Annotated in this window: 28 protein-coding genes; 18 read left to right on the forward strand and 10 right to left on the reverse strand. The window is 70.2% G+C overall.

The annotated features are described in order from the left end of the window. Positions 1–8: 8 nt before the first annotated feature. Entirely contained in the window at positions 9–1,469 is a 1,461-nt protein-coding gene (locus J4H86_RS17865) for an alpha/beta fold hydrolase (protein ID WP_236538939.1), read from the forward strand. A gap of 438 nt (positions 1,470–1,907) precedes the next feature. After that, entirely contained in the window at positions 1,908–3,224 is a 1,317-nt protein-coding gene (locus J4H86_RS17870; RefSeq protein WP_236538940.1) for a glycoside hydrolase family 3 protein, read from the forward strand. 249 nt (positions 3,225–3,473) lie between these two features. On the opposite strand, the gene pdxR is transcribed toward J4H86_RS17870, so the two are convergent. Beyond that, positions 3,474–4,976 (reverse strand): MocR-like pyridoxine biosynthesis transcription factor PdxR, encoded by a 1,503-nt coding sequence (pdxR, locus tag J4H86_RS17875; RefSeq protein WP_236538941.1) that lies wholly within the window; start codon positions 4,974–4,976, stop codon positions 3,474–3,476. Positions 4,977–5,059: 83 nt separating this feature from the next. Here pdxR and J4H86_RS17880 point away from each other — a divergent pair, with 83 nt between their 5' ends. The 4 genes from J4H86_RS17880 to J4H86_RS17895 all read left to right on the forward strand — a co-directional run bounded on the left by J4H86_RS17880 (position 5,060) and on the right by J4H86_RS17895 (position 7,937). Further along, positions 5,060–5,668, forward strand: a complete 609-nt coding sequence (locus tag J4H86_RS17880) for a LysE family translocator (RefSeq protein WP_236538942.1) — start codon at positions 5,060–5,062, stop codon at positions 5,666–5,668. 168 nt (positions 5,669–5,836) lie between these two features. After that, on the forward strand, positions 5,837–6,007 hold the full coding sequence (locus J4H86_RS17885; protein ID WP_236538943.1) for a hypothetical protein: 171 nt from the start codon (positions 5,837–5,839) through the stop codon (positions 6,005–6,007). Beyond that, a complete protein-coding gene (locus J4H86_RS17890) occupies positions 6,007–7,248 on the forward strand; it encodes a YeiH family protein (protein ID WP_236538944.1) in 1,242 nt (413 codons plus the stop codon). The genes J4H86_RS17885 and J4H86_RS17890 overlap by 1 nt, the downstream gene beginning before the upstream one ends. Next, positions 7,248–7,937, forward strand: coding sequence for a formylglycine-generating enzyme family protein (locus tag J4H86_RS17895; protein ID WP_236538946.1), 690 nt, complete (start codon positions 7,248–7,250; stop codon positions 7,935–7,937). Before J4H86_RS17890 ends, J4H86_RS17895 begins: the two co-directional genes overlap by 1 nt. A gap of 55 nt (positions 7,938–7,992) precedes the next feature. Here the strand turns inward: J4H86_RS17895 and J4H86_RS17900 are convergent, their stop codons facing one another. Next, on the reverse strand, positions 7,993–8,973 hold the full coding sequence (locus J4H86_RS17900; protein WP_236538947.1) for a phosphotransferase: 981 nt from the start codon (positions 8,971–8,973) through the stop codon (positions 7,993–7,995). 70 nt (positions 8,974–9,043) lie between these two features. Next, entirely contained in the window at positions 9,044–9,523 is a 480-nt protein-coding gene (locus tag J4H86_RS17905; protein WP_236538948.1) for a universal stress protein, read from the reverse strand. Positions 9,524–10,102: 579 nt separating this feature from the next. On the opposite strand from J4H86_RS17905, the gene J4H86_RS17910 reads away from it, so the two are divergent. The 3 genes from J4H86_RS17910 to J4H86_RS17920 all read left to right on the forward strand — a co-directional run bounded on the left by J4H86_RS17910 (position 10,103) and on the right by J4H86_RS17920 (position 11,701). After that, complete coding sequence (locus J4H86_RS17910; protein ID WP_236538949.1) at positions 10,103–10,786, forward strand: cell wall anchor protein; 684 nt, start codon at positions 10,103–10,105, stop codon at positions 10,784–10,786. A 163-nt stretch (positions 10,787–10,949) separates the two neighbouring features. Continuing rightward, positions 10,950–11,465: a DoxX family protein gene (locus J4H86_RS17915; protein ID WP_236538950.1), complete on the forward strand. Its 516-nt coding sequence runs from the start codon at positions 10,950–10,952 to the stop codon at positions 11,463–11,465. Beyond that, on the forward strand, positions 11,462–11,701 hold the full coding sequence (locus J4H86_RS17920; RefSeq protein WP_236538951.1) for a hypothetical protein: 240 nt from the start codon (positions 11,462–11,464) through the stop codon (positions 11,699–11,701). Before J4H86_RS17915 ends, J4H86_RS17920 begins: the two co-directional genes overlap by 4 nt. 28 nt (positions 11,702–11,729) lie before the next feature. On the opposite strand, the gene J4H86_RS17925 is transcribed toward J4H86_RS17920, so the two are convergent. Together J4H86_RS17925 and J4H86_RS17930 are read right to left on the reverse strand one after the other, a co-directional pair. After that, positions 11,730–12,194 carry an NUDIX domain-containing protein gene (locus J4H86_RS17925; RefSeq protein WP_236538952.1) on the reverse strand — a complete coding sequence of 155 codons (465 nt, stop codon included), beginning with the start codon at positions 12,192–12,194 and terminating at the stop codon, positions 11,730–11,732. Between the two features lie 32 nt (positions 12,195–12,226). Continuing rightward, the gene (locus J4H86_RS17930; protein WP_236538953.1) at positions 12,227–13,543 is read right to left on the reverse strand and encodes an MFS transporter; all 1,317 of its coding nucleotides are present in this window, start codon (positions 13,541–13,543) and stop codon (positions 12,227–12,229) included. Between the two features lie 319 nt (positions 13,544–13,862). Here J4H86_RS17930 and J4H86_RS17935 point away from each other — a divergent pair, with 319 nt between their 5' ends. Further along, positions 13,863–15,104 (forward strand): AGE family epimerase/isomerase, encoded by a 1,242-nt coding sequence (locus J4H86_RS17935; RefSeq protein ID WP_236538954.1) that lies wholly within the window; start codon positions 13,863–13,865, stop codon positions 15,102–15,104. Positions 15,105–15,367: 263 nt separating this feature from the next. After that, entirely contained in the window at positions 15,368–15,553 is a 186-nt protein-coding gene (locus J4H86_RS17940) for a DUF397 domain-containing protein (protein ID WP_236538955.1), read from the forward strand. Between the two features lie 16 nt (positions 15,554–15,569). Here the strand turns inward: J4H86_RS17940 and J4H86_RS17945 are convergent, their stop codons facing one another. Genes J4H86_RS17945 through J4H86_RS17955 form a run of 3 tightly spaced genes read right to left on the reverse strand, consistent with a single transcriptional unit; the run spans position 15,570 to position 17,115 of the window. Continuing rightward, positions 15,570–15,920 carry a DoxX family protein gene (locus J4H86_RS17945; protein WP_236538957.1) on the reverse strand — a complete coding sequence of 117 codons (351 nt, stop codon included), beginning with the start codon at positions 15,918–15,920 and terminating at the stop codon, positions 15,570–15,572. Continuing rightward, positions 15,917–16,795 carry a sigma-70 family RNA polymerase sigma factor gene (locus J4H86_RS17950; protein ID WP_236538958.1) on the reverse strand — a complete coding sequence of 293 codons (879 nt, stop codon included), beginning with the start codon at positions 16,793–16,795 and terminating at the stop codon, positions 15,917–15,919. The genes J4H86_RS17945 and J4H86_RS17950 overlap by 4 nt, the downstream gene beginning before the upstream one ends. A 14-nt stretch (positions 16,796–16,809) precedes the next feature. Then, positions 16,810–17,115 (reverse strand): hypothetical protein, encoded by a 306-nt coding sequence (locus J4H86_RS17955; protein WP_236538959.1) that lies wholly within the window; start codon positions 17,113–17,115, stop codon positions 16,810–16,812. Positions 17,116–17,297: 182 nt separating this feature from the next. On the opposite strand from J4H86_RS17955, the gene J4H86_RS17960 reads away from it, so the two are divergent. Together J4H86_RS17960 and J4H86_RS17965 are read left to right on the forward strand one after the other, a co-directional pair. Then, positions 17,298–18,539: an MFS transporter gene (locus tag J4H86_RS17960; RefSeq protein ID WP_236538960.1), complete on the forward strand. Its 1,242-nt coding sequence runs from the start codon at positions 17,298–17,300 to the stop codon at positions 18,537–18,539. Between the two features lie 15 nt (positions 18,540–18,554). Next, positions 18,555–19,088, forward strand: a complete 534-nt coding sequence (locus J4H86_RS17965; protein ID WP_236538961.1) for a GNAT family N-acetyltransferase — start codon at positions 18,555–18,557, stop codon at positions 19,086–19,088. On the opposite strand, the gene J4H86_RS17970 is transcribed toward J4H86_RS17965, so the two are convergent. Then, positions 19,056–20,069 (reverse strand): LysR family transcriptional regulator, encoded by a 1,014-nt coding sequence (locus J4H86_RS17970; protein WP_236538962.1) that lies wholly within the window; start codon positions 20,067–20,069, stop codon positions 19,056–19,058. The genes J4H86_RS17965 and J4H86_RS17970 overlap by 33 nt on opposite strands. 247 nt (positions 20,070–20,316) lie before the next feature. Between J4H86_RS17970 and J4H86_RS17975 the strand changes: the two genes are divergently transcribed. The 4 genes from J4H86_RS17975 (at position 20,317) to J4H86_RS17990 (ending at position 24,780) form a co-directional block, all read left to right on the forward strand. Next, positions 20,317–21,471 carry a M24 family metallopeptidase gene (locus tag J4H86_RS17975; RefSeq protein WP_236538963.1) on the forward strand — a complete coding sequence of 385 codons (1,155 nt, stop codon included), beginning with the start codon at positions 20,317–20,319 and terminating at the stop codon, positions 21,469–21,471. Beyond that, positions 21,468–22,784, forward strand: a complete 1,317-nt coding sequence (locus J4H86_RS17980) for an MFS transporter (protein ID WP_236538964.1) — start codon at positions 21,468–21,470, stop codon at positions 22,782–22,784. Before J4H86_RS17975 ends, J4H86_RS17980 begins: the two co-directional genes overlap by 4 nt. A gap of 19 nt (positions 22,785–22,803) precedes the next feature. Beyond that, positions 22,804–24,060, forward strand: a complete 1,257-nt coding sequence (locus tag J4H86_RS17985; RefSeq protein ID WP_236538966.1) for an NAD(P)/FAD-dependent oxidoreductase — start codon at positions 22,804–22,806, stop codon at positions 24,058–24,060. A 135-nt stretch (positions 24,061–24,195) separates the two neighbouring features. After that, the gene (locus J4H86_RS17990; RefSeq protein WP_236538968.1) at positions 24,196–24,780 is read left to right on the forward strand and encodes a TetR/AcrR family transcriptional regulator; all 585 of its coding nucleotides are present in this window, start codon (positions 24,196–24,198) and stop codon (positions 24,778–24,780) included. A gap of 54 nt (positions 24,781–24,834) precedes the next feature. Here the strand turns inward: J4H86_RS17990 and J4H86_RS17995 are convergent, their stop codons facing one another. Next, positions 24,835–25,662: a class I SAM-dependent methyltransferase gene (locus tag J4H86_RS17995; RefSeq protein ID WP_236538970.1), complete on the reverse strand. Its 828-nt coding sequence runs from the start codon at positions 25,660–25,662 to the stop codon at positions 24,835–24,837. A gap of 62 nt (positions 25,663–25,724) precedes the next feature. Between J4H86_RS17995 and J4H86_RS18000 the strand changes: the two genes are divergently transcribed. Further along, on the forward strand, positions 25,725–26,318 hold the full coding sequence (locus J4H86_RS18000; RefSeq protein ID WP_236538972.1) for a CGNR zinc finger domain-containing protein: 594 nt from the start codon (positions 25,725–25,727) through the stop codon (positions 26,316–26,318). The last annotated feature ends 163 nt before the right edge of the window (positions 26,319–26,481 follow it).

A 26,481-nucleotide genomic window follows, 5' to 3' on the forward strand; every position in this document is an offset into this window, starting at 1 on the left:
GTGTGTGGATGCGCGGCGTGGTGCTGGGTGTGGCGGGAGGGTTGGCACTGTTGATGGTGCCGGCGACCGCGATGGCCGACGTGGCGGACGAACCGACCGAGGACGTTACGTGGGTGGACTGTGATGACGAATCCGTCCCGGACGTCATGGAGTGCGCGTCCGTCGAGGTGCCGCTCGACTGGTCCGAGCCGGACGGCGAGACTTTGGTGCTGGACGTCTCCCGTGCCCCGGCTACCGGCGAGGCGGAACGCACCGTGTTCTTCCTGCCCGGAGGCCCCGGGGGAAGTGGGCTCGTGCGCCTGAGCGCCAGTATCGATCACATCGCTGACCTGCGGGAGCGAGTGGACGTCGTGACATGGGACCCGCGTGGTTCCGAGGGATCGCGCGGCAACATCCACTGGCCAGACCTGGCGGCCTGCCTCGAGGGCCCGACGATGACCGCCGCGCCACGCGACGAAGACGAGTTCGCCCAGCTCACGGCGGAGAACATCGCCGCGTTCGAAGACTGCCACGCGAGCGCGCCGAAGCTGGTGGAGAACATGGACTCCGTCAGCCACGCGCGTGATCTGGACGCCGTTCGTGAAGCGGTCGGCGCGACGGAGATGAACGCACTGGCGAACTCCTACGGCGGAGTGGTGGCCGTCAGCTACGCCCGCACCTTCCCCGACCGGGTCCGCACCATGTTCCTCGACAGTGCCGTGGACCACGTGTTCTCGTTCGAGGAAGAACAGAACGCCGACTATCCCAACCTGGAACGGCAGTTCGGGGCCTACCAGGACTGGTGCGCCGAGGACGATAGCTGCGCGTTGCACGGTGAGGACGTGGAGGCCCGGTGGCAGGCCCTCGTCGCCGCCGCGGACGAGGAGCCCATTCCCGTCCAGGACGCGCCGGAGGAGAGCATGTCCGGCACCGCGCTCAAGCAGGTCGCGGCGACGTACACCATCAACGAGTTCCTGTGGCCGGAGCTTGGCGAGGCGGTGCTCCGGGCGGAGGAGGGCGACGCTTCGGGGTTCGTCATGGGAGAGGCCAGGCCGGTGATGATGACCGCCCTCGCCGCGACGGAGTGCCCGGACGGTACTGGGTCCCTGGACGACTACTCGAGTTACCGGGCCGCGATGGACCGGGCGCAGGAGCTGTCCCCCAACTTCGCTGGAGTCCGGGAAGCACGCGCCTTGGGATGCCTCGGTTGGCCGTTCCCGGTGTCCAATCCGCCCGCCCCGCTGCCAGGTGACGAGTTGCCGCCACTCCTGGGCGGCGCGCCGTTGTGGGAGCGTCCCGGAATCCGCGCGACCGTCGACCAGGTTCCCGGCTCGCGTCTGGTCACCGTGGAGGAGATGGACGCCCACGGCCTCTACATCAACTACGGCAACAGTTGTGTGATCGGGCACGTGAACCGGTACCTCGTCGACGCGGAACTGCCCGGCGCCGACGTCGAGTGCCCAATGGAGGAACGCCCCGAGGGCGCGTGACCCCTGAGGAGCGCCGGGCGGCGCATCGGAGGTGGGTGTCGTCGACCCCGCTGGAGCGGGTCGACGCGCACCCCGCCGGTTGGATGCGCCGTAATCCCGGTGGGGGGTAGTCATCATCGCCGGCGTGGCGGGGGTCGGCCACGGCACCGTGGAAGTCGAGGTCGGGCTCGTGCCAGAAGTGAGGTGGGGCGAGGGTCGTCGTCGGGGTGGACGAACTCGCCGCCCCACCCCCCAGACTCGCTGGGTCGCCGGCCCCGTCGGGGTTGTAGGGCACCCGTGGGATCCGGGGTCATGGGTTCGATTGTCGCCACGACAGGCGGTGCGCACAATGGGTCACCTTGTGGCTGCGGTAGTCTGGCGTCCTCTCTTTACCTCCTTGTCCAACAGGAATCACCCTTGGGGTGGTTTGTGTCCGTATGCAATGAGTGCGGGGTTCGTGTGGAGCGGGGCGTTCGTCTGCTGGTGTCCATGGGGAGTGTCGCGATCCTCGTGTCGTCCTGCGCGGGAGGTGCGGAGGAGCAGCCCTCTACTCCGTCTCCCGAGGCGGCGGAACAGACCGATCGCGATGTCGAGCCCGAAGAGCTGCTCGCGGAGATGTCGCTGGAGGAGAAGGTCGGCCAACTGTTCGTGCCCTACACCTACGGGGAGAGCGCGACGACCGAGAACGCGGCGGACGTGTCCGCGAACCAGGCGGCCTACGGTGTGGACAACGCGGCGGAGTTGATCGAGACCTACAACGTCGGAGGGATCATCTACTTCGACTGGTCCGGGAACTTCGCGTCCGGCTCTCCGGAACAGGTGGCGTCCCTGTCCAACGGGTTGCAGGACGCCGCGCTCTCCCAGCCGAACGGCATCCCGCTGATCATCTCGGTGGACCAGGAGGGCGGTCCGGTCACGCGGATCGGTGAGCCCGTCACCCAGTTCCCCGACGCCGCCACGCTCGGCGCCACCGAGGACACCGCCCTGGCGGAGGAGGCCGCCGCCGTGGGCGCGCGGGAACTCCGCGCCATGGGCATCAACCAGAACTACGCCCCCGTCGGCGACGTCCAGATCACCGACGACAACCCCGCGATCGACCAACGCTCGTTCGGCGACGACCCCGGCCTCGTCGCCGAGATGACCGCCGCGCAGGTCCGCGGAATCCAGGGCGAGAACGTCGCGGCGTCGGTGAAGCACTTCCCTGGCCACGGCAACACCGACGTCGACAGTCACTTCGGTGTTCCGGTCGTCGACCATGACCGTTCCCAGTGGGAGGAACTGGACGCGCCCCCGTTCACCGCCGCGATCGACGAGGAGGTGGACTCGGTGCTCGTCGGGCATCTCGTCTACCCCGAGCTCGACTCGACGGAGACCCCGGCCACGCTCTCCGAGCCGATCATCAGTGGCATGCTGCGGGACGAGATGGGGTTCGACGGGGTCGTCGTCACCGACGCGCTGGACATGGAGGGGGTCCGTGAGTCCTACTCCGACGACGAGGTGGCGGTCCTCGCCATCCAGGCCGGTGTCGACCAGCTCCTCCAGCCTCCTTCGGGGGAGTTCGTCACCCAGTACGAAGCGGTGCTCGACGCCGTGGCCGAGGGTGAGCTGACCGAGGAACGCGTCGACGAGTCCGTGCTGCGGATCCTCACCCTGAAGAAGGAACTCGGCCTTTTCGAGGACCCCTTCGCCGACGAGGCGGCGGTGTCGGACGTGGTGGGCATTCCCGAACACCAGGATGTCGCCGACCGTGCCGCCGGAACCGGCAACCCGGGCTGACCGCCGAGGGACGGGGCGTCCATGGAAGGGGCACCGCGCGCCCGGGGCGTCGTGCCGGGGCAGGCGGGAGACACGGGAGCCGAGTAACCGGCGTAAAGCCAATGCGCCCCGGTCCGTGCCCTCCGGGTACCAGGGCGATGCGGCGTGGGCCCGCCGGCCCGGGTGGACGAGACAGGGCCTTGCCACACACAGTCAGGGCGTCACTTCCGAAGAACCCTCACCCCGGGAGCGGGTCCGAGCGCGATCCACTCAGCCGAGGTCGGAGTAGGCGACGGCGAGGTGGGCCACGGCTTCGGTGAGGGCGGTGGGGGTGGTGGCGGCGTAGCCGAGGACGAGACCGGGCGGCCCTGGCTCCTGTCGGTGCCACGAGAGCGGCTGCACCTTCACGCCACGACGCAGCGCGGAGGCCGCGAGCTGGGTGTCGTCGATAGCGGCGTCCAGGGTGATGGTGAGGTGCAGACCGGCGGCCGCTCCGTGGACACGGGCGGCGGGCAGGTGGGTGCCCAGTGCCGCCAGTGTCGCGTTGCGACGGCGCCGGTGTTGGGTCCGCAGGAAACGCAGGTGCCGTTCCATGTCGCCGTTGTCCATGAGCTCTGCCAGGACGAGCTGGGGCAGCACCGCGTTGCCGAGGTCGGCGAAGCGTTTGGCGTCGACCAGGGCGGAGTGCAGCCTCGGGGGTGGCACCAGCCAGCCGATACGGAGCGCGGGCGCGAGCAGCTTGGAGACGCTTGCCAGGTAGCAGACCTGATGGGGGGCCAGTGAGCGTAGGGCGGGGACGGGGGCCCGGTCGTAGCGGTGCTCGGCGTCGTAGTCGTCCTCCACGACGAGCCCTCCGGCGTTCGACCACTCCAGGAGTTCGCGTCGTCTCGCGCCGCTGAGCACGACGCCCATCGGGAACTGGTGCGCGGGAGTGACGACGGCCGTGGAGACCGCGCTGTCGCGCAGTTGGTCCACCTGGACCCCGTGCGCGTCCACCGGGATCGGAACGGGACGCATCCCGTGGTGGCGCAGATGTTCCCGCAGGCCCATCGAGCCGGGGTCCTCGACCGCGATCCGCGTGACGTCGGACCGCCGCAGGATCTGGCTCAGGAGGGTGAGGCCCTGTGAGACGCCGCTGACCACGAGTACGTCCGCGGCGGCGACGCGGATTCCGCGGTTGCGTGCGAGCCAGCGCGTGATGGCCTCGCGCAGCCGTGGGGCGCCGCGCGGGTCGCCGTAGCCGAGGTCCCGGGCGGAGAGGGTGTCCAGGATCGACCGCTCGGCGCGCAGCCAGGCGCGGCGGGGGAAGGCCGCGAGCGACGGGACCCCCGGGCTGAGGTCGTATTGTGCCTCCGCGTCGCGGAGGGACTCGATGCTGTGCTCGTCGGCCGGGTGCAGGAACGGGTCCACCGGGACGGTGGCCGAACGCGCGGAGGTGGGTGGCGTCGGCGGGGGTACGGTCATCGCCGGCGCCGCCTGGACGACGGTTCCGTTTCGGCCGTGTCCCGCCACGTGTCCGTCGTCGCTCAGCCGTCGGTAGGCCTCGGTCACCACGCCTCGGGAGACGCCGAGCTCCGCCGCGAGTGTGCGCGACGGAGGGAGCCTGCTTCCCACGCGCAGCGCCCCGTCGGCGACGGCGTCCCGGATCCGGTCCGCGATCCACTGGGCCCGCCGGCCCACCGGGACGTCGGTGAGGTCGAGCTGGAGGAAGTCGGTCCCCCGTCCCGCTTCCGGTTTGGTCCAGTCAATCGACGTGTTCTTGGACCTGTCCATTGGTCCAGAGTAGCGACACCCTGAGGCGTGTGGGGGGTGGAGTGGGTGCTCGCCACACGGGTGACCAGGGGAGAGTCAGAGCCGTGTCCGTAGAGTTCCTCGTGACGTCGTTGATCGTGTGTGTGACGCCCGGGGCGGGGGTCGTTCTCACCCTCGCGTCCGGGCTGGCACGTGGTCCCGGCGCTGGTGTGCTGGCCGCGTTCTCCTGCACGTTGGGGACGCTTCCGCACATGGCCGCCGCGCTCACCGGCCTGGCGGCCCTCCTGCAGGCGAGTCCGGTGGCCTTCCAGGTGCTGCGCTACCTCGGAGTCGCCTATCTGCTGTACATGGCGTGGTCGATGCTGCGCGGCAACAGCACGCTTGCGGTCGGCGCGGACAGCGGGCCCCGCGGCCCTGGCCGGATCATCGTCGCCGGCATCCTGGTCAACCTGCTGAACCCCAAGCTCACCCTGTTCTTCTTCGCCTTCCTGCCCCAGTTCGTGCCCCCGGGGGCCCCGGACACCTTCACGCGAATGGCGGTCCTGAGTGGCGTCTTCGTGGTGATGACGTTCCTGGTGTTCGCGGTGTACGGCGCCTTCGCGGGGGCCGTGCGCGCCTTCGTCCACGCCCGGCCGACGATCCTGGTCTGGATGTCCCGCGTGTTCGGCGTGATGTTCGCGGCCCTGGCGGTCCAGTTGGTGGTCGCCGGATGAATAAATCCTACTAAGCCTGTAGGAATTGTGGTTTAATCGGCGGCATGGATGTCACCCGACGCCCATGGTCCGGCTGGTCACGCCACACCACCAGTGACGAACGGTGTCGCGGCGTCACACACCGCTGACGAGTAGATGTCGAACCGACGCCGTTCCCTGGAGCAGACCATGAGTGAGTCCAATCCTCCCCCGGATCCCACGACCGGCGCGGGATCCTCCACGAATTCCTCCCCACGCGGGGCCAAACGACTGAACGAGGACTGGGTCGCGGCCATCACCGGCCTGACCCTCCTGATCCTCGCGCTGGTCGGCGTGATTCCCGCGGGACTGGTGCCCTGATGGGCGACAACACCGACGCGCGCGCCGCGTCCACCCCCGAGTCCGAGGACCCCGCTCTCGCGGTCCCCGCCGACGAGTCCGCCGACCGCTCCGGGCGTTCCGCGAGTCCCAGGCGTCCCGAGAGCGGACCCCCGCCGGCGGAGGAGCGGGACGAGACGTCCGTGTCCTCGCCGTCGGTGCCGTGGTTGCTGGTTGGCCTGGCCCTGGTCCTCGGCCTGGCCGCCACCACCCGCTTCCTGGAGTCGTTCGTCCCGGAGACGACGGCGGGGACCACCTTCGGCGGGTTCGCCGAGGCCGTCGAGTATCCCGTGTACGCGATCCTGATCGGACTGCTCGCCAACGGGCTGCTGAGCCTCACCGGCCTGCGGGACCGTCTCGCCGGCGCGTTCCGCACCGAGTTCTTCATCAAGACGGGCCTCGTCCTGCTCGGATCCACGGTCCTGTTCGACGTGATCGTCCGTGCGGCCGGACCCGCGGTCCTCCAGGCCCTGCTCCTGGTGACCTCCGTCTTCCTGTTCACGTGGTGGATCGGCGGCAGGTTCGGACTCGACTCCCGACTGCGTGCCCTGCTGTCCTCCGCGGTGTCGATCTGCGGCGTCAGCGCCGCCATCGCGGCCGCGGGCGCGGTCCAGGCCAAGCGGGAACAGCTCGCCTACACCGCCAGCCTCGTGATCGTCTTCGCGGTGCCCTCGATCTTCCTCCTTCCGTGGCTGGTCCAGCTCATCGGCCTGAACACCGCACAGGCCGGGGCCTGGATCGGCGGGAACATCGACACCACCGCCGCGGTCGCCGCCTCCGGGGCGATCGTCGGCGAGGAGGCGCTGCAGATCGCCTCCATCGTCAAGGCGACCCAGAACGTGCTGATGGGCGTGGTCGCGGTCGCCCTCACCGCCTACTTCGCCTACCGGGTCGCACCGGCGGGTGGATCCGCCCGGCCGGGGCTCGGCGCGCTCTGGGAGCGGTTCCCCAAGTTCGTGCTGGGGTTCCTGCTCGCCTCGGTCATCGCGACGGTCTGGGCGAACGTCACCGGGGACTCAGGCGAGGCGGGGCTGGATACCGCGAAGGCGCTCCGCGACTGGTTCCTCATCGCCGCGTTCACCAGCATCGGACTGGAGTTCAAACTGAGCTCCCTGCGTGAGGCCGGTTGGCGGCCGATCGGGGTGTTCGCCCTGGCCACCGTCTTCAACCTGCTCGTGGGACTGGCGCTCGCCGCGATCCTGTTCCGGAACTTCGCATTCTGATGGGCGAGGAAACGGTAGCCATCCCACCGGGACGGATCCTGCTCCGGGACGAGGGGTCGGGGACGGAATGGCCGGTCGAGATCCCCGCCTTCCGGTTGGCGCCCGTCCCTGTGACCCGCGAGTTCTACCGGGCCGTCCTCGGTGCCCGGCCGGCGGACGAGGAGAACGAGGACGACGCCCCCGGCCCGCGTACTCCCGTCACCGAGGTCGGGTGGCGCGACGCCGTGCGGTTCTGCGACCAACTGTCCCGAGAGGCGGGCCTCCAGCCCTGCTACACGCTGGGCCCCGACGCCGAGAATCCGGACAGCCTGGATGTCACCTGCGACTGGTCGGCCGACGGCTACCGTCTGCCGACCGAGGCGGAGTGGGAGTACGCCTGCCGGGCGGGGACCACCGGGGTGCGGTACGGGGAGCTCGACGCGATCGCGTGGTACCGACGCAACTCCGGCGAGACCGTGCGGGAGGTCGGGATCCTGGAGCCGAACGCGTGGGGTCTGCACGACACTCTCGGCAACGTGTGGGAATGGTGCTGGGACCGGTTCGACCCGCGCGTCTACGGGCCGTACCGCGTGTTCCGTGGCGGTGGGTGGAACGACCACCGCCACGGCTGCCGCGCGTCCTGCCGCCGCAAGAGCCACCCCACCCTGCGCACGGACGACCTGGGATTCCGGCTCGCCCGGTCGGCGTGACGGTGGGGGTGTGGGGAGGGATCGTCGTCCGCCGTGGGGCCGGCGGACGACACCCTCACCCGCCGGCCAGCCCCCGCAGGGTGGACGCGAAGCCCTCCCAGCCGGTGCGGAGGTCCCCGGTGTCCTCGTGTGGAGCTCGGAACCACGCCGTGTACTCACACAGCTCGCTGAGGTCCCACCTCAGCCGGTAGAACGCCAGCGCCGACGTGTCCACCTCGGTGTTCGTGGCCTTCACGTAGCGCTCGATGTCCCGTTCCTCCCGCAGCACCGACCACAGGTCGCGTTCGGGCAGGGCGAGTCCCACGGTGTCCCAGTCGATGAGCAGGCGGCGGTCGCCGTCGTGGATCACGTTGCCGGGATGCGGTTCCCCGTGGGTCACGACCTCGGGTGCGCCACGCCGGTCCAGCTCGGCCAGCCGGTGGTCGAACTCGGCGAGCCGTGACCACAGGGCTGTGGAGTGGGAGATGATCGCCTCGCGCGCTGGTTCGGCGAAGGGACCCTCTCGCCACGGCGTCACGACGTCGGTCAGGGCACGCTCCAGGATGTCGCGGTCGGGGAGCCGCCGTTCGGCGCGTGGCGTGTGCAGCGGCGGAGGACACTGGTGAAGCTGGGCCAGCATGTCCAGCATCCGCCCGCGCTCGTGGTCGGGGAAGGGCAGGTCAACCCGCCCCGGCGCTCCCTCCAGGTACGGGAACACGCTCACGGCGTAGCGGGCGCCCAACGGATGTACGGTCTCCCCGGACTCCGCGCGCACCGGTGCCACGACGAAGTCCATGCCAGGAGTCGCCTGGAGCGCCACGGCGGTGTTCATGGCGTGTCGCAGCGCCCGGAAGGTGAGGCGTCGATCCGCGCCGAGGTAGGGCTTGGCGTCGAGATCGCAGACCTTGACGAACCACTTGGCGGCGTCCTCCTCGGCGATCCAATGGTGATCGCCGAACCCCAGCGGGGTGAACCGCAGGGTGGCGGCGTGGATGCCCCACACCTCCAGTGCCGAGTGAAGCTCGCGTTCGTTCAGGTCGCCTGGTTGGTCGCGCACGCGGCAGAAGCTACCAGCGCCCACACCCCGACGCACGGTCTTTCCACCGGACCTTCGGGCGAGGGCCGGGTCACCGTTGTTGTGGCGTCGGCACCAGCAGTACGGGACGGCCCGCGTTACGTTCCAGCTGGTGTGCGACCGAGCCGCGGAGGAGGTGGGTGAGCCATGCCCGGCGGGTCCCCACGATGATCATGAGGGCGTCGCAGCGCTCCGCCGCGTCGTGGAGCGCGACGAAGGGGTCGCGGCCGATCATGTGGTACGCCCATCGCACGTCGGTCTCGTTGAGGTAGTTCTCCGCCATCTCGCGCTGGCGGGCGAGTTCCTGGTCCCCCTGGTGCTCCCAGTAGAGCGAGTCGGGGTCGATCGGGAAGTCCTCCATGGTCATGGCGTGGACCACGTGGATGAAGGCCCCCAGACGGCGAGCGAGCCCGACCGCCGTGGCGAGCGCCGACATGGCCTCCGGCTGGGCGTTGTGTCCGACGACGAGAAACGGTCCCGGATGGTCGGTGCTCCAGGTGTCGGAGATACTTCCGGGCTCTTCGAACTCCATCGCCGCCTCCCCTCCCAGCGACTCGCGCTCCCACGGGTGCGCCGCCGGTGGCGGACGCACCCCCACGGTCTGCCCGTGACGGACGGATTCGCGGGACGGGCCGCGTTGCCGTCGGCCCCGGTATCGGCGCGATCCCGCATCCGGGATTCCCTTCCAGAATACGCTCGGAGTCCGCCGTCACAAGGGGCCACGCGGAGTCTCGCCCAGGACGGTCCGTGACGGCGAACGCGCTGGTCAGGGCCGATGCACCGAGGTCGCCACACCCACGACGAACCCGCCGGCCCGGGTGCCGGGTAGGTGGGGCGACCACGGCCGACCGGGCAGAGCACGACACCCTTCCCAGTTTGGGGCGTAGGGGGTGCGTGACGTGGTGGGCCAGGGGGTGAGGGAATGGTCGTCGCGCGGTTACGATGCGTGTGCGAGAGCCCCTGCGTCGCTCGGTTTCCTCTCCCGCGCCGGGGGGCAGCGTGTGAGGAAGCCAGCGACCATGGTGCGTCTCGGACCGGAACCAGCGTTCGCCACCCCCCACCCCATCGCCCCTCCGTCCCCGTGTTCGAGCCCTAGTGGTCGAGGTGGCCCGTGAGCGCCGGCCAGGTCTGGGCGCTGGTGGGATTGGGACTGTTCCACGGTGTGAATCCGGCGATGGGCTGGATGCTCGCGGTGTCGCGTGGGCTCCAGGAGCGTAGTCGGCGGGCGCTGCTGCTGGCGGTGTCGCCGATCGCGGCGGGGCACGCCGCCTCGGTGGTCCTGTTCGCGCTCGCGATCACGATGACCGGGTCGGTGCTGGCGTCCCGCTGGTTCACGGTCATCCTCGGCGTCGTCGTGGTCGGCGCGGGCGCGTGGTTGCTCATCTCACGGGGGCACCACCAGTGGCACGGTCTGCGTCCGTCCACCTCGCACCTGGCCGGATGGTCGTTCCTCATGGCGTCCATGCATGGTGCCGGCCTCATGATGGTGCCGGTGCTCGCGGGGGACCTGCCCCAGGGCCGGGGCGTGCCCGGCGGAGGCCATGACCACGCCGCCGCCTCGGCGGCACCTCTCGTCGCGGCGCCGGAGACCGGGCCCGACCTGGCCGACGCGACCGTGCTCGGCCTGGTGGCCACGGGGGTCCACACCGCCGCGATGTTCTTCGCCGTCGCCGTGGTCGCGCTCGTCGTCTATGACTTCTTCGGCGTCCACGCCCTGCGTTGGAAGGGTGTGACCATGGACCGGGTGTGGGCGTTCACCCTCGTCGTCAGCGGACTGTTCGTCATCGTGCACTGAAGTGTCGGTCAGGGCAGGGCAATGATCGGTTGGTGGTGTCTTCACTGGTCCGCTGCTTTGGCTTTCTCTGGATCCGGGTATGAGGTCGCGGAATCTGTTTGGGGTCACATCCGGGGGGAGTCAGATATGAGGTTGCGGCCGGGAAGACGTGGCGGTGCTCGGAGTGCGCACCGCCATCGGAACGACCATCGCGGCACACGGTGCCCAGAAGCTGTTCGGCTGGTTCGGTGGAGGCGGGATCGAAGGAACCGGCAAGGGCTTCCACTCCATGGGGTACCGGCCGGGTCAGAACATGGCTCTGGTGGCGGGCGTGAGCGAGACCGTGGGTGGCGCGGCACTGGCGCTCGGCTTCGGCACCCCCGGCGGGGCGGCAGCGGTCGCCGGCGCGATGGGTGTCGCCGCGGAGCAACACAAGCCCAACGGGTTCTTCAACATGAGCGGCGGTTACGAGTACCCGATGCTGATCGGGCTGACCGCGATGTCCCTCATCGTCTCCGGGCCCGGGAAGGTGTCCCTCGACCACGCCACCGGACACGTGCTGGACCGGCCGTGGATGCGGGCCCTGGCGTTCGCGTCGGTCCCGATCGCGGTGGCCACCATGATCACCCGCAAACGCGCCGCCCTCGCCCAGGACGAGGCCGAGGCGGAGGACGACACGGAGTCGGAGGGAGCACAGTGACGCAGGCACACGGCGCCGAGGCCGTCCCAAGCACGCCATGGGTCCTCGACCCCTCAGGCCCCGCCGATCCACCGGCGGACCTCCACAACCACGCCCAAGGACCCGGCATCGACCTCCCCCACCAAGCCGTCACCCTGATGGCCACCCTGGAGACCGCCGCCCCAGACCTCACCCGAGGCGAACGGGCCGTCCTACAGGAACTCCTCGAACGCCTCGCCCGAGGACGCCGGGGGTGATGGAGAGTGTTCCGGCCCCCGGGGGAGCTCACCCCGTCACGCGTTCCTTGAGGCGGTCGAGGAAGGGGCGTTGGCCGGTGACGAGTTTGTCGTGGGCTATGGCGGGTGGGAGCCAGGCGACGCGGTCGAGTTCGGGGAAGTCCTGGTAGGCGCCTGAGTGGGGTGGCCACTCCATGGAGAACGTGCCCGGGACGATGGTGTCGGGGGCGAGATCGCCGTGGAGGGCCCAGATGGTGACGAGTTTGCCGCCGGGCTGGCGGATGTCGCCGAGGGGGAGAAGGTCGCCCGGCGGGACGGGGAGGCCCAGTTCCTCCTCGAACTCGCGGCGGGCCGCGTCGATCGCCGGTTCGTCGCGGGTGTACTCCCCCTTGGGGATGGACCACGCCGCCTTGTCGTGGTTCTCCCAGAAGGGGCCGCCCATGTGGCCGATCAGAACCTCTACACCGTCGCGTTCCCGGAACATCAGGATTCCGGCGCTCCTCTTGACTCGCACTCCTCGATTATGCCGCCTGGATGGCGGCGCGGTCAGTCCGATCGCTCGTCCGTGGGCCTCTGCGTCTGTCCGTGATGTCGTGCGGTGTCCCGGTACAGCCGGAAACCGAACAGCAGCAGATAGGCGCCGTACGCGACCCCAGCCACCAGGAACGGCAGCCGCAACGCCGTCGACTCGTCCCAGTAGGCCTCGGCGACCTGCGCGGCGGCACCACCGAGCAGCATCCCCACAGCGCTGAGGCCCCACTGCAACAGCCGGAACACCGATCCCACCCGGCCGCGGAACTCCTCCGGGGTCGCGTCCTGGCGTAGGGCGAGAACGCCGACGTTGAAGAACGCCACCGCACCCGCCGCCACCGCGAACAGCACGACCGCGAGCCAGTAGTGGCCGGTGAACCCCAGCCCGGCCGTCGACGCGGCGAAGCACACCAGGCAGCCGAGGAGCCCGGGCGCGACGCGGGCGCCGACCAGCACCCGCCCCGCGAGCTGGCTGCCCACGACGGCCCCGCCCGCCGAGACCGTGAGCAGGACCGCCAGCGCGAACGCGTCCGTTCCCAGGACGACCTGCGCGTAGAGCACCTGGATGCCGAGCATGCCGCCGAACAACACGCTGATCAGGACCGACGCCTCGGCGAGGGTGCGCAGGACGCGTTCCCGCCACACCATGCCGAGCCCAGCGGCGAGATCGGCGAGTACGTGGCTGCGTTCCACCGTTCCGGTTCGGTCTGGCCGGTCGGACGGAGCCACGCGGCGGAGGTAGGCGAGGAGACCGGCGATCACCGAGGTGGAGAGAGCCGTCACCGCGAAGGGAACCGCCATCCCGAACCCCAGCAGGGCACCACCGATCGGCCGCCCGGCGAAGTCCCCGGCGACGATCTCGCTGGCCCGCAGATGCCCGTAGCCGGTGGCCAGACCGTCCCGGTGGACGACGGTCGGAAGGTAGGCCTCCGCGCCGGTGTCGAAGAGAACCTCCGTGGCGCCCATGGTGAAGGCAACGACCACCAACACCGGCAGCGTCGCGTGGCCGGTGAGGAGGAGGACCGCGATCAGCGCCCACAGCCCGATCCGGGTGTAGTTGGCCAACTGGAGCACGGTGAGGCGGGAGACCCGGTCCAGCATCACCCCGACGGGCAGGGAGAACACCAGCCAGGGCAGCCGCCCGGCGGCGGCCACGGCCGACACCGCCAGCGGGTCCGGGTAGAGCTGGGAGGTGACCCACGGCAGCGCGATCAGTGCGACACCGTCGCCCAGGTTGGACAGGCTCATGCCCGACCACAGGAACCAGAAGGGTCGACCAAGCCTCCGGGACGGCCCGTTGGACGTGTCGGACTGGTCCGGAGTCTCCGTCAATCGTTCCCCTTTCGCCCGCATCGAGTGTGCCACTGGCGGGTGCGGCGTCCTGGACCCGGGGTGCGCCGCCGAATCCGGCCGCACGGTCGTCGGACGAGGTGGTGTGACCGAAACCGGCAGGGACGGGACGCCGACGGTGTGCGGGTGCTCCACCGCACGCCCGGCCCCCGTTGGGAACCAGAGGACAGTACTGGCGCCCACCAGCGGATACGCACCGACTGTGGTGAACAACTTGACTCTCCGACACTTCGGTGCCCATCGTGATGGGCAGTGCCTTGCGAACTTCCCCCACGTCGACACCTCCGGCGAGAGAGGCAACATGTCCGAAAACGACGTGACTCCGGCCTTCCCGGACGTCGATCCCCAGCGATGGTGGGAGCGTCAACGAGAGACACTCGTGGCGTGGGCGGGTCGTGCCGCCCACGCGAACGGTGTGCAGTGGCTGGACGACGACGGCGAGCCGATGCGGGAACGCGGCGTTCAGACCTGGCTCACGGCGCGCGCCACCCACGTGGGCGCGCTGGCCTGGCGACACGGCACGGTCGGCGCCCGCGCGATCGCGGAGCTCGGCGTGCGCGCCCTGCTCGGCCCGCTGCGCGACGAGACCCACGGCGGGTGGTTCACCGGAGTCGACGAAGCGGGGGTGGAGCGGGAACCCACCAAATCGGCCTACACACACGCGTTCGTGCTTCTCGCCGGGGCGACCGCGGCGAGCGCGGGCGTCAGCGGTGGTCGGGAGCTCTTGGACCGAGCCGCCGCGGTGGTGCTGGAGCGGTTCTGGGATGACGAGGCCGGGCTCGCCCACGAGGACTGGGACAGGGCCTGGGAGGTTCCCGAGCCCTACCGGGGCGCCAACAGCAACATGCACATGGTGGAGGCCTTCCTGGCCACGGCCGCGGCGACGTCCGACCCCACGTGGGCACGACGCGCGGCCCGCATCGCCGACTTCCTGATCGTCCGCCAGGCATCCGCGTTCGGGGACCGGCTCCCCGAGCACTTCTCACCGGAGTGGGAGCCACTCCCGGAGTACAACAGCGACCGCAAGGCCGACCCGTTCCGTCCCTACGGTTGGACGCCGGGCCACTCGCTGGAGTGGGCCAGGCTGCTCCTCCACATCGAGGCGGCGTTGCCGGAGGGGTCCGCGACGTTCGTGGAGCACGCCCGACGGCTGGCCGACACCGCCGTTCGGCACGCGTGGGCGAAGGACGGTAGCGACGGGTTCTGCTACACCTTGGACTGGTCCGACCGTCCGGTGGTCGGTCTGCGGATGCACTGGGTGGCCGCCGAGGCCATCGCCGCGGCCGAGGCGCTCCACCGTCGCACGGGCGAGGACCGGTACCGCGCGTTGGCGGACGACGTCTGGGGACACGTCCGCCGCCACTTCGTGGACTCCGGCAACTGGCACCACGAACTCGACGCCCAGCTCCGCCCCTCGACCACCATCTGGCAGGGCCGCCCCGACATCTACCACGCCTACACCGCCATCGCCGTCTCGGCCGACCTGCCCGTCCCCGGGTTCGCGGTACGCACCCCCGCACACGACGCCGCCCCCAACCACTAACCCCTCCCACCACGCCCGTTTCACCCCATCAGGTTTTCCGCGCCCCCCTCAGGTTTCCTACGCACCGAGCATGTGGGGGTGCACATTGACCCGCTTTAGCGGGGGAAACCATCCCAGGGGCGAGCACGGGTGCGCGTCGGCGGCGTGCGACGAGGTGTGCCCCGCGGACCGGACCGGCCAGACACGCAGGGTTTTCAGCTCCGGGCAGGAGGGCATGCCCTGGAGTGAGGTCCGCTTCCGAAACCCCAAGGGAGGCGCCCATCATGTCCATCGCCCAGTGGCGCACGTCCACCTACAGCCAGGGCAACTCCAACTGCGTCGAGTGCCGCGTCGAGCCCGGTCGAACCCTGATCCGAGACACCTTCCACCGACAGCGGGGTCACCTCACGGTGCCGGCGAACGAGTGGCGTGCCTTCCTCGCCGCGGTTCGGCGCGCCGAGGTTGGCTGACCCGAACTAGCGACGTTCACACCAGTATCGACAGCAGGAGGCTCGCGACCGCGAGCACCAGGTACGTCGCGGGGAACGCGATGTTGTGGAACACACGGGCGCGCACGTGTGCTCCCACCGCGCCGAGGAAGAAGACGGTCAACCCGGCCGCGGCGAGTGTGTCGAGTCGTGGGACACCGGCGAGGCCGAGGAGCAACCCCACGGCTCCGGCGGCCTTCAGGGCGCCCAGGAGCGGCAGCCAGGCCCGGGGGACCCCGACCTCCGCGGAGTTGTTCAGGACGAATCGGGCGGAGGCGAAGTCGGCCGCCGCGATGCCGAGGTTCGCGGCGATCGTCGCGATGACCACCACCGCGTAGGCGACGCTCATCCGGTCGGCCCTCCCTCCGTCGGGGTGACGCGCAGCAGCGCGAGGCGCGAGGGATCCCCGACCACGTCGTAGTGGTGGATGCGACCCCCTTCGACGTGGAACAGCAGGACAGCCTCGGTGCCGACCGCGATCGCGGGACGCCCGTCGACCCTCACCAGGTGGGCGCGTCGGGCGTTGGCCCGAAGGACCCGTGTCTCGGCGACCACGGCGTCGGCGCCGCGTACCCGCTGCGCCGTCCCGGCGGGGAGGGCCTGTGGGTCGGCCGTCCGCACGACGTCGGGGTGGAGCAGGCGGAGCAGCCCGTCGGCGTCCCCCTGCCGTGCCGCACGCAGGAACGCCGCGACCACCCGTCGGGCGTCGGGGTCCGGGTCGGACGCGGGGGTTGGCAGGGCCCGGACCCGTCCCCGGGCGCGGCTGGCGAGCTTCTTGGCCGACCCGGGCGTGGTGTCGAGGATCCGGGCCACCTCGTCGAAGGGTGAGCCGAACACGTCATGCAGTACCAGCGCGACCCGTTGCGGTGGCGTGAGCCGCTCCAGGACCACCGTGAGGGCCTCGGTCAGTTCGCTGGCCAACAGCGCCTGGTCGTCCGGGGCGGCACCGGGTTCCTCGGGGATGTCCGTGGGGTCCCACGGCACCTCACGTCGTTTGCGCAGCAGGTCGAGACACACCCGGGTGGTCACCGTGGTCAGCCACGCGGCGGGGTTGCGGATGTCGCGCGCGTCCACCCGCGCGGCCCTGATCCACGTCTCCTGTAGGGCGTCCTCGGCGTCGGCGTCGCTGCCCGTGACGCGGAAGGCCAGGGACCTGAGCCGGGTGCGTTCCTCGGCATACGCCCCGAGCGGGCCGCCCGCCTCCGGTCCTGGTTCTGGGTCCACGTTCCTCTCCGTCCTCATCGGCCGTACGTCCCCACCTGGTCGACGGGAACGGGTGTCGGGTACCCGCCGACCGCGGCGCCACCGATGACGGTCTGCAGGACACGCGTGGCCTCCAGACCCAACAGTGGGTTCTTCTGGTCGTCCGCCAACTCGATCACCGCGAGGAAGCGGCGGCCGCCTCCGAGGCGCCAGTACTCCAGTCCCACCCCTGTGGGCCGCTCCCGGGCGAGGGCTGTGAACGCCTCGTCCAGGGCGGCCACCACCCGGGCGGCGGCCTCGTCGGTGGCGGTCTCGAACTCGATCGCGCGTCGTGTGGTCATGGTCGTACCCCTCTCAGTGGTCCGCGCTCCGCGTGCTCTGTGCGCACCCCTCCGTCCCCTCGACGTGAGCCGACCGCGGAAGGTGACCCACGTACGGAATATCGCTTTCTGTCGATCACGGGCCTCGGCTACGCTGACGCGGCGCTGCCAGAACGCCGTGTGGGCGGGAAGATGGGGGATCGATGGGACGGGGCGACGTCGGTCCTGACCGCGTCCCGATGACGGCGCCACTGCGCGGTGGGCCGTTCCGGGCGTTGGTCGCGGGCCGCACCCTCATGTATGTCGGGAACGGCCTGGCCACGGTGGCCTTGGCGTTCGCGGTGCTGGACGTCACGGGTTCGGTGGCCCAACTGGGGCTCGTCGTCGGCACGCGAACCCTGGCCAACATCCTCCTCGTCCTCTTCGGTGGGGTCCTGGCCGACCGGTTCTCCCGGGCGTTGATCCTGCGGGGTGGCTGCGCGCTCGCGGCGGCCACACAGCTCGTCCTGGGGGGCGCGCTGCTCCTCGACATCGCCACCCTGCCGTTGATGTTCGTGCTGGCGGCGCTGAACGGGGCCGCGGGCGCCGTGAACGTCCCCGCCGCCGCGGCCCTGGTTCCCCAGTTGGTGGCGGCCGACCAACTACGTCAGGCGAACTCGATCATCCGCGTGGGCCTGGAGACGGGACGGGTGACCGGCATGTCGGTCGGTACCCTCCTCGTCGCCGTGATCGGTCCGGGCTGGGCGATCACGGTGGACGGCCTCGCCTTCGCCGCGGCCGGGGTGTGCTTCGTCCTGCTGCGGCTCCCTCCGACCGAGGCGAAGCCGACGGGCGAGGACAGCGGGAACCCGCTGCGGGAGCTGGTCGCCGGTTGGTCGGAGTTCGTCTCCCGTCGCTGGGTGTGGCTCGTCATCTTTCAGGTGATGCTGGCCAACGTGGTGTGGTCGGGCACGGTGACCGTGCTGGGGCCCGCCGTTGCCGACGAGACCTTCGGGCGGGCCGTGTGGGGGGCGATGCTGACGGTGAACAGCGTCGGCCTTCTGGTCGGTGGGCTGTGGGCCGCCCGGTGGCAGCCCCGACGTGCCCTCCGCTTCGGCGTGGCGCTGACGATGATCGAGGCCATCCCGGTCGTCCTGTTGGGTCTCTCGCCCGGGCTGGTCCCGCTCTTCCTGTTCATGTTCCTCAGCGGGGTCGGGATCCAACACTTCCTGGTGGCCTGGGAGGTGTCGGTCCAGCAGAACATCCCCCCCGACCGGCTCGCCCGCGTCTACTCCTACGACGTGCTGGGGTCGTTTCTCGCGTTGCCGGTCGGGCAGATGACCATCGGCCCTCTCGCCACGCACTTCGGCGCGACGAATGTTCTCATCGGGGGTGGTTGCGTCATCGTGCTCGCGGCCTGCATGGCCCTCACCGACCGCGGGGTGCGCACGCTGGCCCGCCGCTGACACAGGAGACCATCGATGATCACGTTTCGTTCCCTCACCGAGGCGGACTTCTCCCTGCTCCGGGAGTGGCTCGCCCAGCCCCGGGTCGCGCGGTGGTGGAATCACGAGTACACGCCGGAGGCGGTGGCGCGGGACTTCGGGCCCTCGGTGCGTGGCGAGGAAGCGGGGGAGAACCTGGTCGCCGTCGAGGACGGTCGGTCGATCGGGCTCGTGCAACGACACCGGTTGGCGGACTATCCACAGTATGTGGACGAGTTCGCGAGCGTGCTGACCGTCCCGGACGGTGCGGTGTCCATCGACTATCTGCTCGGCCCGCCTGAGCTCCTGGGGATGGGGCTCGGGCCCCGGATGATCCACGCCGTCGTGCTGCGCACCTGGGCCGACATGCCGGACGCGACGTGTGTGCTCGTCCCGGTGGCGGCGGGAAACCGTGCCTCCTGGCGCGCGTTGGAGAAGGCCGGGTTCCACTATGTCGGCAGCGGCCCGATGGAGCCGGACAACCCAGCCGACGACCCGCTACACCACGTGTATCGGGTCGACCGTCCCTGAGCCGCTCGTGGTCCCCGGGCCGAAGCGCTCCGCCGGTGGCGGCGTCCAGCTCGTCGCCGCCGCGTCGGTGTCGGGGGTGAGCCCGAAGTCGGCGGCGGCGTCCAACGTCGCCCGGACGAACGCGCACTCGGAGGGGCGGTCCCCGGTGGCCTGCCGGCGCACCACGAGCACCCGACGGGTCATCGGATCGCGCAGGGGGACGATGTCCACCGCCGCCGGCCGCAGCGACAGCCCCAGGTCCGCGACCAGGGTGACGCCCAGGCCGGCGGCCACCATCGCCATGGCGGTGGCCTGCTCGTCCACCTGGTGCGCGATGTGGGGGACGAAGCCGGCGCGTTGGCACACCATGCGCAGCGCGTGTCCGAACTGGGTGTTGGCCTCGGAGGCCACCCAGGAGAAGTCCGCGAACTCCGCGAGGTCAACCGGCTCGGCGCTGTCCAGGGCGCCGGGCGGGGTCACCAGGCGCAGTTGTTCCACACAGATCGGGGTGGAGACGACGCTCGCGTCCCACGCGGTCGGGGCGTCCGGGTAGTCCAGGACGAACGCGAGGTCCAGCTCTCCCTCCCGGACCGCGGTCTGCATCTGCTCCGGCGGCACCTCCCGCGTCTTCACCCGGATCCCCGGGTGACGCTCGGCGAGCCGGGCGAGGGCGGGTGGCACCAGGGAGCTGGCCAGGGTCGCGAGAACGCCGACGGTGAGCTCGGCCTGCAGCGTCTTCTGTGCCTGCTCGACCGCGATCCGCGCGCGCCGTTCGGCGGCCAGGACCTCACCGGCGTGCGTGGCGAGCACCCGGCCGACCTCGGTGAGGCGCAGCCGTCGTCCCACCTGTTCCAGGAGTTCCAGACCGACCTCGCGCTCCAGAACCGCCAACTGCTGGGACACCGCGGACGGTGTGTAGTGCAGGATCGTCGCCGTCTCGGTGACCGTGCCGCACCGGGAGAACTCGTACAGCATCCGCAGGCGGTGTAAGGAGAGTTCCATCAAGGAGAACTAAAGCATTTCCTCAAGGAGTGTTCAATAGACCTGAAGAGAAGTTGATCTCTACACTGCCGATGAATGGTGATCTCCGCGGGATCTCTTCATACGCCCCTCTGTCCACGGCCTGGTCACTTCGGCGCGAAAAGAGAGCACAATGGGTCTAGAGTCACGCAACGATTTTCCGACGGACGTCGCGCGCCTCGGGGCGTCTGGCGCGCCTAGCTGGCTGACCAGCGAGAATTCCGCAGGTGTGGTGGAAACCGAAGGGCCGTCGTTCGGTAATGACACCTACCGCGCCCGTCAGCGGGATATCCGCGAGCGCATGGCGCGGCTCGGTGTGGACGCGATGCTCGTTTTCCGGCCGTCCAGCGTCGAGTATCTGTGCGGATACCACACGATGGAGACCGCGCCCCAGCCGCTGCTGGTCACCGAGTCCACCAGCTACCTCTATGTCCCCGACCTCGAGGTCGGCCGTGCCCTGGCGACGTCCCGCGTCGACAACATCCGGTACTGCGGCTACGCCGACGGGTTGAGCGGTCTGGACGGCTACCTGAGCCACGCGGTCGGCCTGCTGCCCGCGGGGGCTCGGGTCGGTGTGGAGTTCGGACACGCCTCCACCCCTCCACAGGCTGTGGAGATCCTCCGCGCCCGCGAGATCACCGTCGTCGACGGCGACTACCTCGTGGAGCGGGCCCGACTGGTGCTGTCGGAGGAGGAGATCCGCTGCGTGGAGCAGGCGGGCCTCGTCGCCGACGCCGGCACGAAGGCCGCGGTCGCCGAGGCGGGCCGCGACGGCGCCACGGACTCCTCCGTCTGCGCCGCCATCGCCGAGGCCCTCTACCGCGACGCGGATTCGTCGTCGGTGTGGGGACCGGTCGCCGCGACCGGACCGCGCGGAGGCATCCCGCACGCCACCTGGGTGAACCGGCCCGTCGCCGACGGGACGACCTTCGTGGAGTACGCCGGCACCCACAAGCGCTACCACGCACCCCTGATGCGCACCCTGCTGCGCGGCCCGCTGGACCCGGCGGACGCCGCCCTGGCCCAGTTGTCGCGGGACACGGTGCAGGCGGTGCTGGAGACCGCGAAGCCGGGCGTCCTCGCCTCGGAGGTCGCGGCGCGCGCCACCGAGGCGATCAGCCCTCTGCCCGACGACGTCATGTTCCACTTCATGTTCGGCTACCCGGTCGGGCTCGCCCACAAGCCGCACTGGATGGACGGGGTCCCCTTCTACCTGTCCAAGGACAACCACGAGCCCCTCCAGGCGGGTATGGCGTTCCACATCCCCGGTTCCTTCCGGTCCTTCGGCCGCGCCGGTGTTGGCCTCAGCCAGACCTTCGTGATCGAGGACGGCGGGGCGCGTGTGGTCACCCACGGGGCGGCGGATCTCATCGAGGTCGGGTGACACGTACCCCGGAGGCGTCCCCGGACGACCTCTCCCCCCAGCACATCACGCCCGCCATGCGGCGCCGAGCGGTCACGGCCGCGATGATCGGCAACGCGACGGAGTGGTATGACTACGCCATCTACGGCTACATGGCGGTCGTGCTGGGGGCTGTCTTCTTTCCTCAGGCCGATCCCGTCACGTCGTTGCTCTACTCCTTCGCCACCTTCGCCGTCGCGTTCGTCATTCGCCCGGTCGGCGCACTGGTGTTGGGGCCGCTCAACGACAAGATCGGCCGGAAGCGCACCCTGACCATCACGATCTTCGTGATGGCGGGTGCGACCTTCGCCATCGGTCTCCTGCCGGGCTACGACACCATCGGGGTGTTGGCGCCGATCGCGCTGGTGACGGCCCGCCTCGTCCAAGGGTTCGCGGTGGGTGGAGAGTACAGCGGGGCCTCGACGTTCGCCGTCGAGTACGCGCCCGACGAGCGGAGGGGATTCTGGGCGAGCTGGCTCGAGTTCGGCGCGATCGCCGGGTTCCTGCTGGCGTCGGGAATCACGACGCTGCTCACCTACACGCTGAGCGAGGCCGACCTCCATACCTGGGGATGGCGGATCCCCTTCCTGGTCGCGTTGCCCCTCGGCACGGTCGGCCTGTACCTGCGGTTCCGGCTGATGGACACCCCGAACTTCCGTGCCATCGACGAGAACGAGGCCAAGGCGAGCGCCCCCGTGCGGGAAACCCTGAGCGCCCAGTGGCGCCGGGTGCTGATCTGCGGCGGGATCATGATCTACTCCAGCATCGGCACCTACACGCTCCTCACCTACATGCCGAGCTACTTCTCCGAGGAGCTGCGCCTCCCGGCGGGAACCGCCCACCTGCTCGTGTTCGTCGCCGGCGGCGTGCTCACCTTTGGCATCCCCTTCGCGGGCCGGTTGTCGGACCGTCTCGGCCGTCGGCCCCTGCTCCTGACGGCGGCCGTCGCCTACATCGTGCTCGCCTACCCGGCGTTCCTGCTGATCGGACAGGGCACCTGGCAGTTCGTCCTGGTCGGGATCCTCATCCTCGCCGTGTGCCAGATCCCGATCCTCGGCACCACGACCGCCACGCTTCCCGCCCTCTTCCCGGCCCGGGTCCGGGGGACGGGCGTCGCGATCGGATACAACATCTCCTTCGCGATCTTCGGCGGCACCGCGCCGTTCGTCGTCACCTACATCGTCGACGCGACGGGAAACCTGCAGGTTCCGGCGCTCTATCTGATCGGGGCGGCGCTCGTCGCCCTCGTTCCTGTCATCGCGATGCCGGAGTCCGCGCGTCGCCCGTTGGACTAATCGATTCCCTGGAGGGTTCGTGGTGGAAAGCAGTTCCCGTCCGCAGAAGGTAACCGTGGTCGGTGCCGGTACCGTTGGCCTGTCCGCCGCGTGGTACCTCCAGGAACACGGGGTCGACGTCACCGTCGTCGACTCCACCGGGGTCGCCGCCGGTGCGTCCTGGGGGAACGCCGGGCTGCTGACCACAGCGTTCACCGTTCCCATGCCGTCGCCGGGCCAGTTGAAGGCCGGCCCGCAGGCGTTGCTGGATCCGACGTCGGCGGTGACCATCCCCCTGCGCGCCGACCGTGAGCTGTGGTCCTTCCTCATGGACTTCACCAAGCACAGCATGCCGCGCCGGTGGCGCCGCGCCATGTCGATCTTCCAGGAGGCGAACCGGAGCAGCCTGGAGACCTACGACGAGCTCGTCGACGGCGGCGTGGACCTGCCCATGCAGCAGGGTGTGCCCCTGCTCGCGGCGTGCGGGGACCGCTCCGGTCTGCGGCACCTGGTCGACGAGCTGGAGATGGTGCGAGGGGTCGGCTGTGAGGTCAAGTACGACCTCGTCAGCGGTGAGGAGCTCCGTTCCCTGGAGCCCATGCTGAGCGCGGACGTGCGGATGGGGGCCCTCGTGCACGGGCAGCGCTTCGTGCACCCGCCCAAGCTGGCCCAGACGCTCGCGGACGCGGTGCGCTCGCGCGGTGGCACGGTCACCGAAGGGTTCACCGTCGCCGATGTCCGCGACCACGTGGACGGGGTCGACGTGGTCGCGGACAACGGTGAGGAGCTGCGTTCCGACGCGGTCGTCCTCGCGACCGGGACGTGGCTCCCGAAGCTGGCCAAGCGGTTCGGCGTTCGGGTGCCCATGCGCCCCGGGCGCGGCTACAGCTTCAGCGTGAAGCCGCAGTCCATGCCCACCCACCCCGTCTATCTGCCGGCCGAGCACCTGGCCTGCAACGCGTTGGGGGACCGGTTCCGCGTCACCGGCGCGATGGAGTTCCAGCGCGCCGACGCACCGTTCAACCCCCGCCGCATCCACCGCATGATCAACGCCGCCCGACCGATGTTCTCCGGCATCGACTGGAACGCCCGGTTCGACGAGTGGGTTGGGTCGCGCCCGCTCACCTCCGACGGGCTGCCGCTGGTCGGGCAGACCACGTCCTCGCGGGTCCACGTCTCCGGAGGGCACGGGATGTGGGGCATCGTGTTCGGCCCGCTCACCGGAAAGATGCTCGCCGAGTCCATGGTCACCGGTCGGCGCTCGTCCCTGATGCGTTTCTTCGATCCGCTGCGGTAGCGGAGAGGAACGAGGAGCCCCGGCGCCGTCCGCCGGGGCTCTTTCGCGTCCACCCCGCACACCCGCCGCCGAGTAAGCACTTGCTTACCTTATGGTCAGAGGAAGAACCATCTGATCCATCCGGGAGGAACACACGTGACGACCCGGGAGCGCATTCTCGACGCCGCCGCCCACGTCATGCGGGAGCTCGGCCTCGCCCACGCGACGACGAAGGAGATCGCGCGGCGGGCGGGCTTCTCCGAGGCCACGCTGTACAAGCACTTCCGGGACAAGCACGACATCTTCCTCGGCGTCATCGTGGAGCGGCTCCCACCCCTCGGAGCGGCGCTGATGGACGCGACACGCCACGTAGGACAGCGGACGGTGCGCGAGAACCTCGAAGAGGTCGTCGGCGCGGCGATCGACTTCTACTCGGCGTCGTTCCCGATGGCGGGATCGATGCTCGCCGAGCCGGACCTGATCGCGCGACAGCGCGCGACCAACGCCGAGCACGGCGCCGGTCCGGACCGGCCCGTCCGCGCGGTGGCCGACTACGTCCGTGCCGAACGTGATCTGGGTCGTCTGCGCCCGGAGGCCGATCCCGAGGCGATCGCCGCCCTGTTGCTGGGGGCGTGTTTCCAGCGCGCGTTTCTGGAACAGTTCGTGGACGAGGTCCCGGGCGGGGCGGCGGACAGCCTGGTCGCCTCGCTCCTTGACCCCGTGCTCCCCGAAGGCCGGTGACCGTGCGGCTCTGGCGGCGCCGTCCTCGCCACCCGAGCCACACGGCCGGTCCGATCACTCCGTCGGACGTTGCCCGCGGGTGTAGGCGATTCGGTAGAACCAGGCGCTCATCCCCGGGTCCACCAGGAGCCGGTGGAAGCGGGCGATCTCGTCCGCCGTCGCGCCGGCCCGCTCCATCAGCGGCTGGACCTGGCGGTTGAGGCACAGCGCGAGCGCGGATCGGGGGTCGCCCCCCGTCATCGTCGACCGGGACTCCGTCGCCCGCACGTTCTCCAGACCGGCGTCCATCAGGTGGCGCGGCGCTTCACCAGCCCAGTCCCAGGAGACGCCGAAGGCGTCGGAGACGACGTCGTGCCCGAGGGCGACCATGCGACGGAAGAACTCGGCGTCACCGGGGCTCGGCACCGACAGGACGGGAAGCTCGGAGCCATGGAAGTCGCCGACCACCAGCCAACCGCCGGGCGCGAGTCGCTCCACGAGCTGGGAGACGATCTCCGCGCGGTTGGGGAAGTGCATCAGGAACAGTCGGGCGTGGATGACGTCGAAGGGCCCGTCAACGGGGAGGCCCTGGGTGATGTCATGCCGCAGAACCTCGATCCCCGTGTCGTCGGAGATCTGCTCGGTGTCCTTGTCGAGTGCTATCACTGTGCCGTCGGAGGATCGCTCGGCCATCCAGCGCGCGATCGATCCGGCGCCGGTCCCCAGATCCAGGCAGCGGGCTCCGGCGTTGACCCCGGCGGCGTGCAGAATGTCGATCGACATCGGATCGAAGAGGTGCCGCAGGAGTGACAGGTGTCGCGCACCGAGGTCGGTCGTGCTGTCGAACAGGTACTCGTCCTCGTTGTCGGTCCCCACAGCGACCCCCCATCGCGTGACCGTCATCCAACAGCCCACGTTAGGCAGGAAGCTTCTAATGGGTCAACACAGTCGGATAGCATACAAACATGTGGAGTGAAGTGGCCCCACTCGTGGGGGAGCCGCCGGCCCTGGACTTCGTGAACACCGTTGTCCACTGTCGGAGCGGCAGGGTGGACCTGATCTCCACCCCGGAGGAGCTGCACGCGTGGCTCATACTCGTGGGGGACCGGGTGTCCGACCTGAGCCCCACAGAGATCACGGCCCTGGGCGACGCCGAGCTCGCCACCATCCACGCGACGCGGGATGCCATCTATCCGTTGATCCACGCCGCCCGGGACGGCAAGCGTCCGCCCGACGCGTCCGTGGACCTACTGAACGACCTCATGCGTGCGGTGCCGCGCATCCCGCGACTGGGATGGGACGGCAGCGCCGTCACCTCCGTCGAACTCCGTTCCGGTTCCGCGGTGGAGCGCCTGTGCGCCTCGGTCGCCTCCGCGACGGCCGCCATGATCGCCGACGGTTCGGTCCACCAGGTCCGTGAGTGCGCGGACCCGCGGTGCATCTGGTTGTTCCTGCCCAAGAACTCCCGCCGTCGCTGGTGCGACCCCAGCATCTGCGGCAACCGGGCCCGCGTGGCCCGGTACTACCACCGTCACAAGGCCACGGAACCCGCGATCTAGGTGTACTGACTCGGTGTGCCGACCATCGAGGTCGGCGGCCCCCGCTCCGCCTGACGCGTGCGGGGGCTTCCGGTGTTGGTGTGGCCGTCCGGCGTCCCACCGGCCGGAGGGTCCTCGGCGTCTCACGTGGCCTCCGCCAATGCGGTTCAGGCTGGTCGACTGG

Origin of the sequence: Spiractinospora alimapuensis (assembly GCF_018437505.1) — a bacterium.
GTDB lineage: Bacteria > Actinomycetota > Actinomycetes > Streptosporangiales > Streptosporangiaceae > Spiractinospora > Spiractinospora alimapuensis.

What these genes read in the sequence shown, in the direction of transcription:
- J4H86_RS17890 (WP_236538944.1), top strand. Translation starts at nt 6,007, where the DNA reads ATGGGCGACAACACCGACGCGCGCGCCGCGTCCACCCCCGAGTCCGAG.
- J4H86_RS17945 (WP_236538957.1), bottom strand. Translation starts at nt 15,920, where the DNA reads ATGAGCGTCGCCTACGCGGTGGTGGTCATCGCGACGATCGCCGCGAAC.
- J4H86_RS17960 (WP_236538960.1), top strand. Translation starts at nt 17,298, where the DNA reads ATGGGACGGGGCGACGTCGGTCCTGACCGCGTCCCGATGACGGCGCCA.
- J4H86_RS18000 (WP_236538972.1), top strand. Translation starts at nt 25,725, where the DNA reads ATGTGGAGTGAAGTGGCCCCACTCGTGGGGGAGCCGCCGGCCCTGGAC.
- J4H86_RS17965 (WP_236538961.1), top strand. Translation starts at nt 18,555, where the DNA reads ATGATCACGTTTCGTTCCCTCACCGAGGCGGACTTCTCCCTGCTCCGG.
- J4H86_RS17955 (WP_236538959.1), bottom strand. Translation starts at nt 17,115, where the DNA reads ATGACCACACGACGCGCGATCGAGTTCGAGACCGCCACCGACGAGGCC.
- pdxR (WP_236538941.1), bottom strand. Translation starts at nt 4,976, where the DNA reads ATGGACAGGTCCAAGAACACGTCGATTGACTGGACCAAACCGGAAGCG.
- J4H86_RS17865 (WP_236538939.1), top strand. Translation starts at nt 9, where the DNA reads ATGCGCGGCGTGGTGCTGGGTGTGGCGGGAGGGTTGGCACTGTTGATG.
- J4H86_RS17940 (WP_236538955.1), top strand. Translation starts at nt 15,368, where the DNA reads ATGTCCATCGCCCAGTGGCGCACGTCCACCTACAGCCAGGGCAACTCC.
- J4H86_RS17885 (WP_236538943.1), top strand. Translation starts at nt 5,837, where the DNA reads ATGAGTGAGTCCAATCCTCCCCCGGATCCCACGACCGGCGCGGGATCC.
- J4H86_RS17935 (WP_236538954.1), top strand. Translation starts at nt 13,863, where the DNA reads ATGTCCGAAAACGACGTGACTCCGGCCTTCCCGGACGTCGATCCCCAG.
- J4H86_RS17970 (WP_236538962.1), bottom strand. Translation starts at nt 20,069, where the DNA reads ATGGAACTCTCCTTACACCGCCTGCGGATGCTGTACGAGTTCTCCCGG.
- J4H86_RS17995 (WP_236538970.1), bottom strand. Translation starts at nt 25,662, where the DNA reads ATGACGGTCACGCGATGGGGGGTCGCTGTGGGGACCGACAACGAGGAC.
- J4H86_RS17895 (WP_236538946.1), top strand. Translation starts at nt 7,248, where the DNA reads ATGGGCGAGGAAACGGTAGCCATCCCACCGGGACGGATCCTGCTCCGG.
- J4H86_RS17905 (WP_236538948.1), bottom strand. Translation starts at nt 9,523, where the DNA reads ATGGAGTTCGAAGAGCCCGGAAGTATCTCCGACACCTGGAGCACCGAC.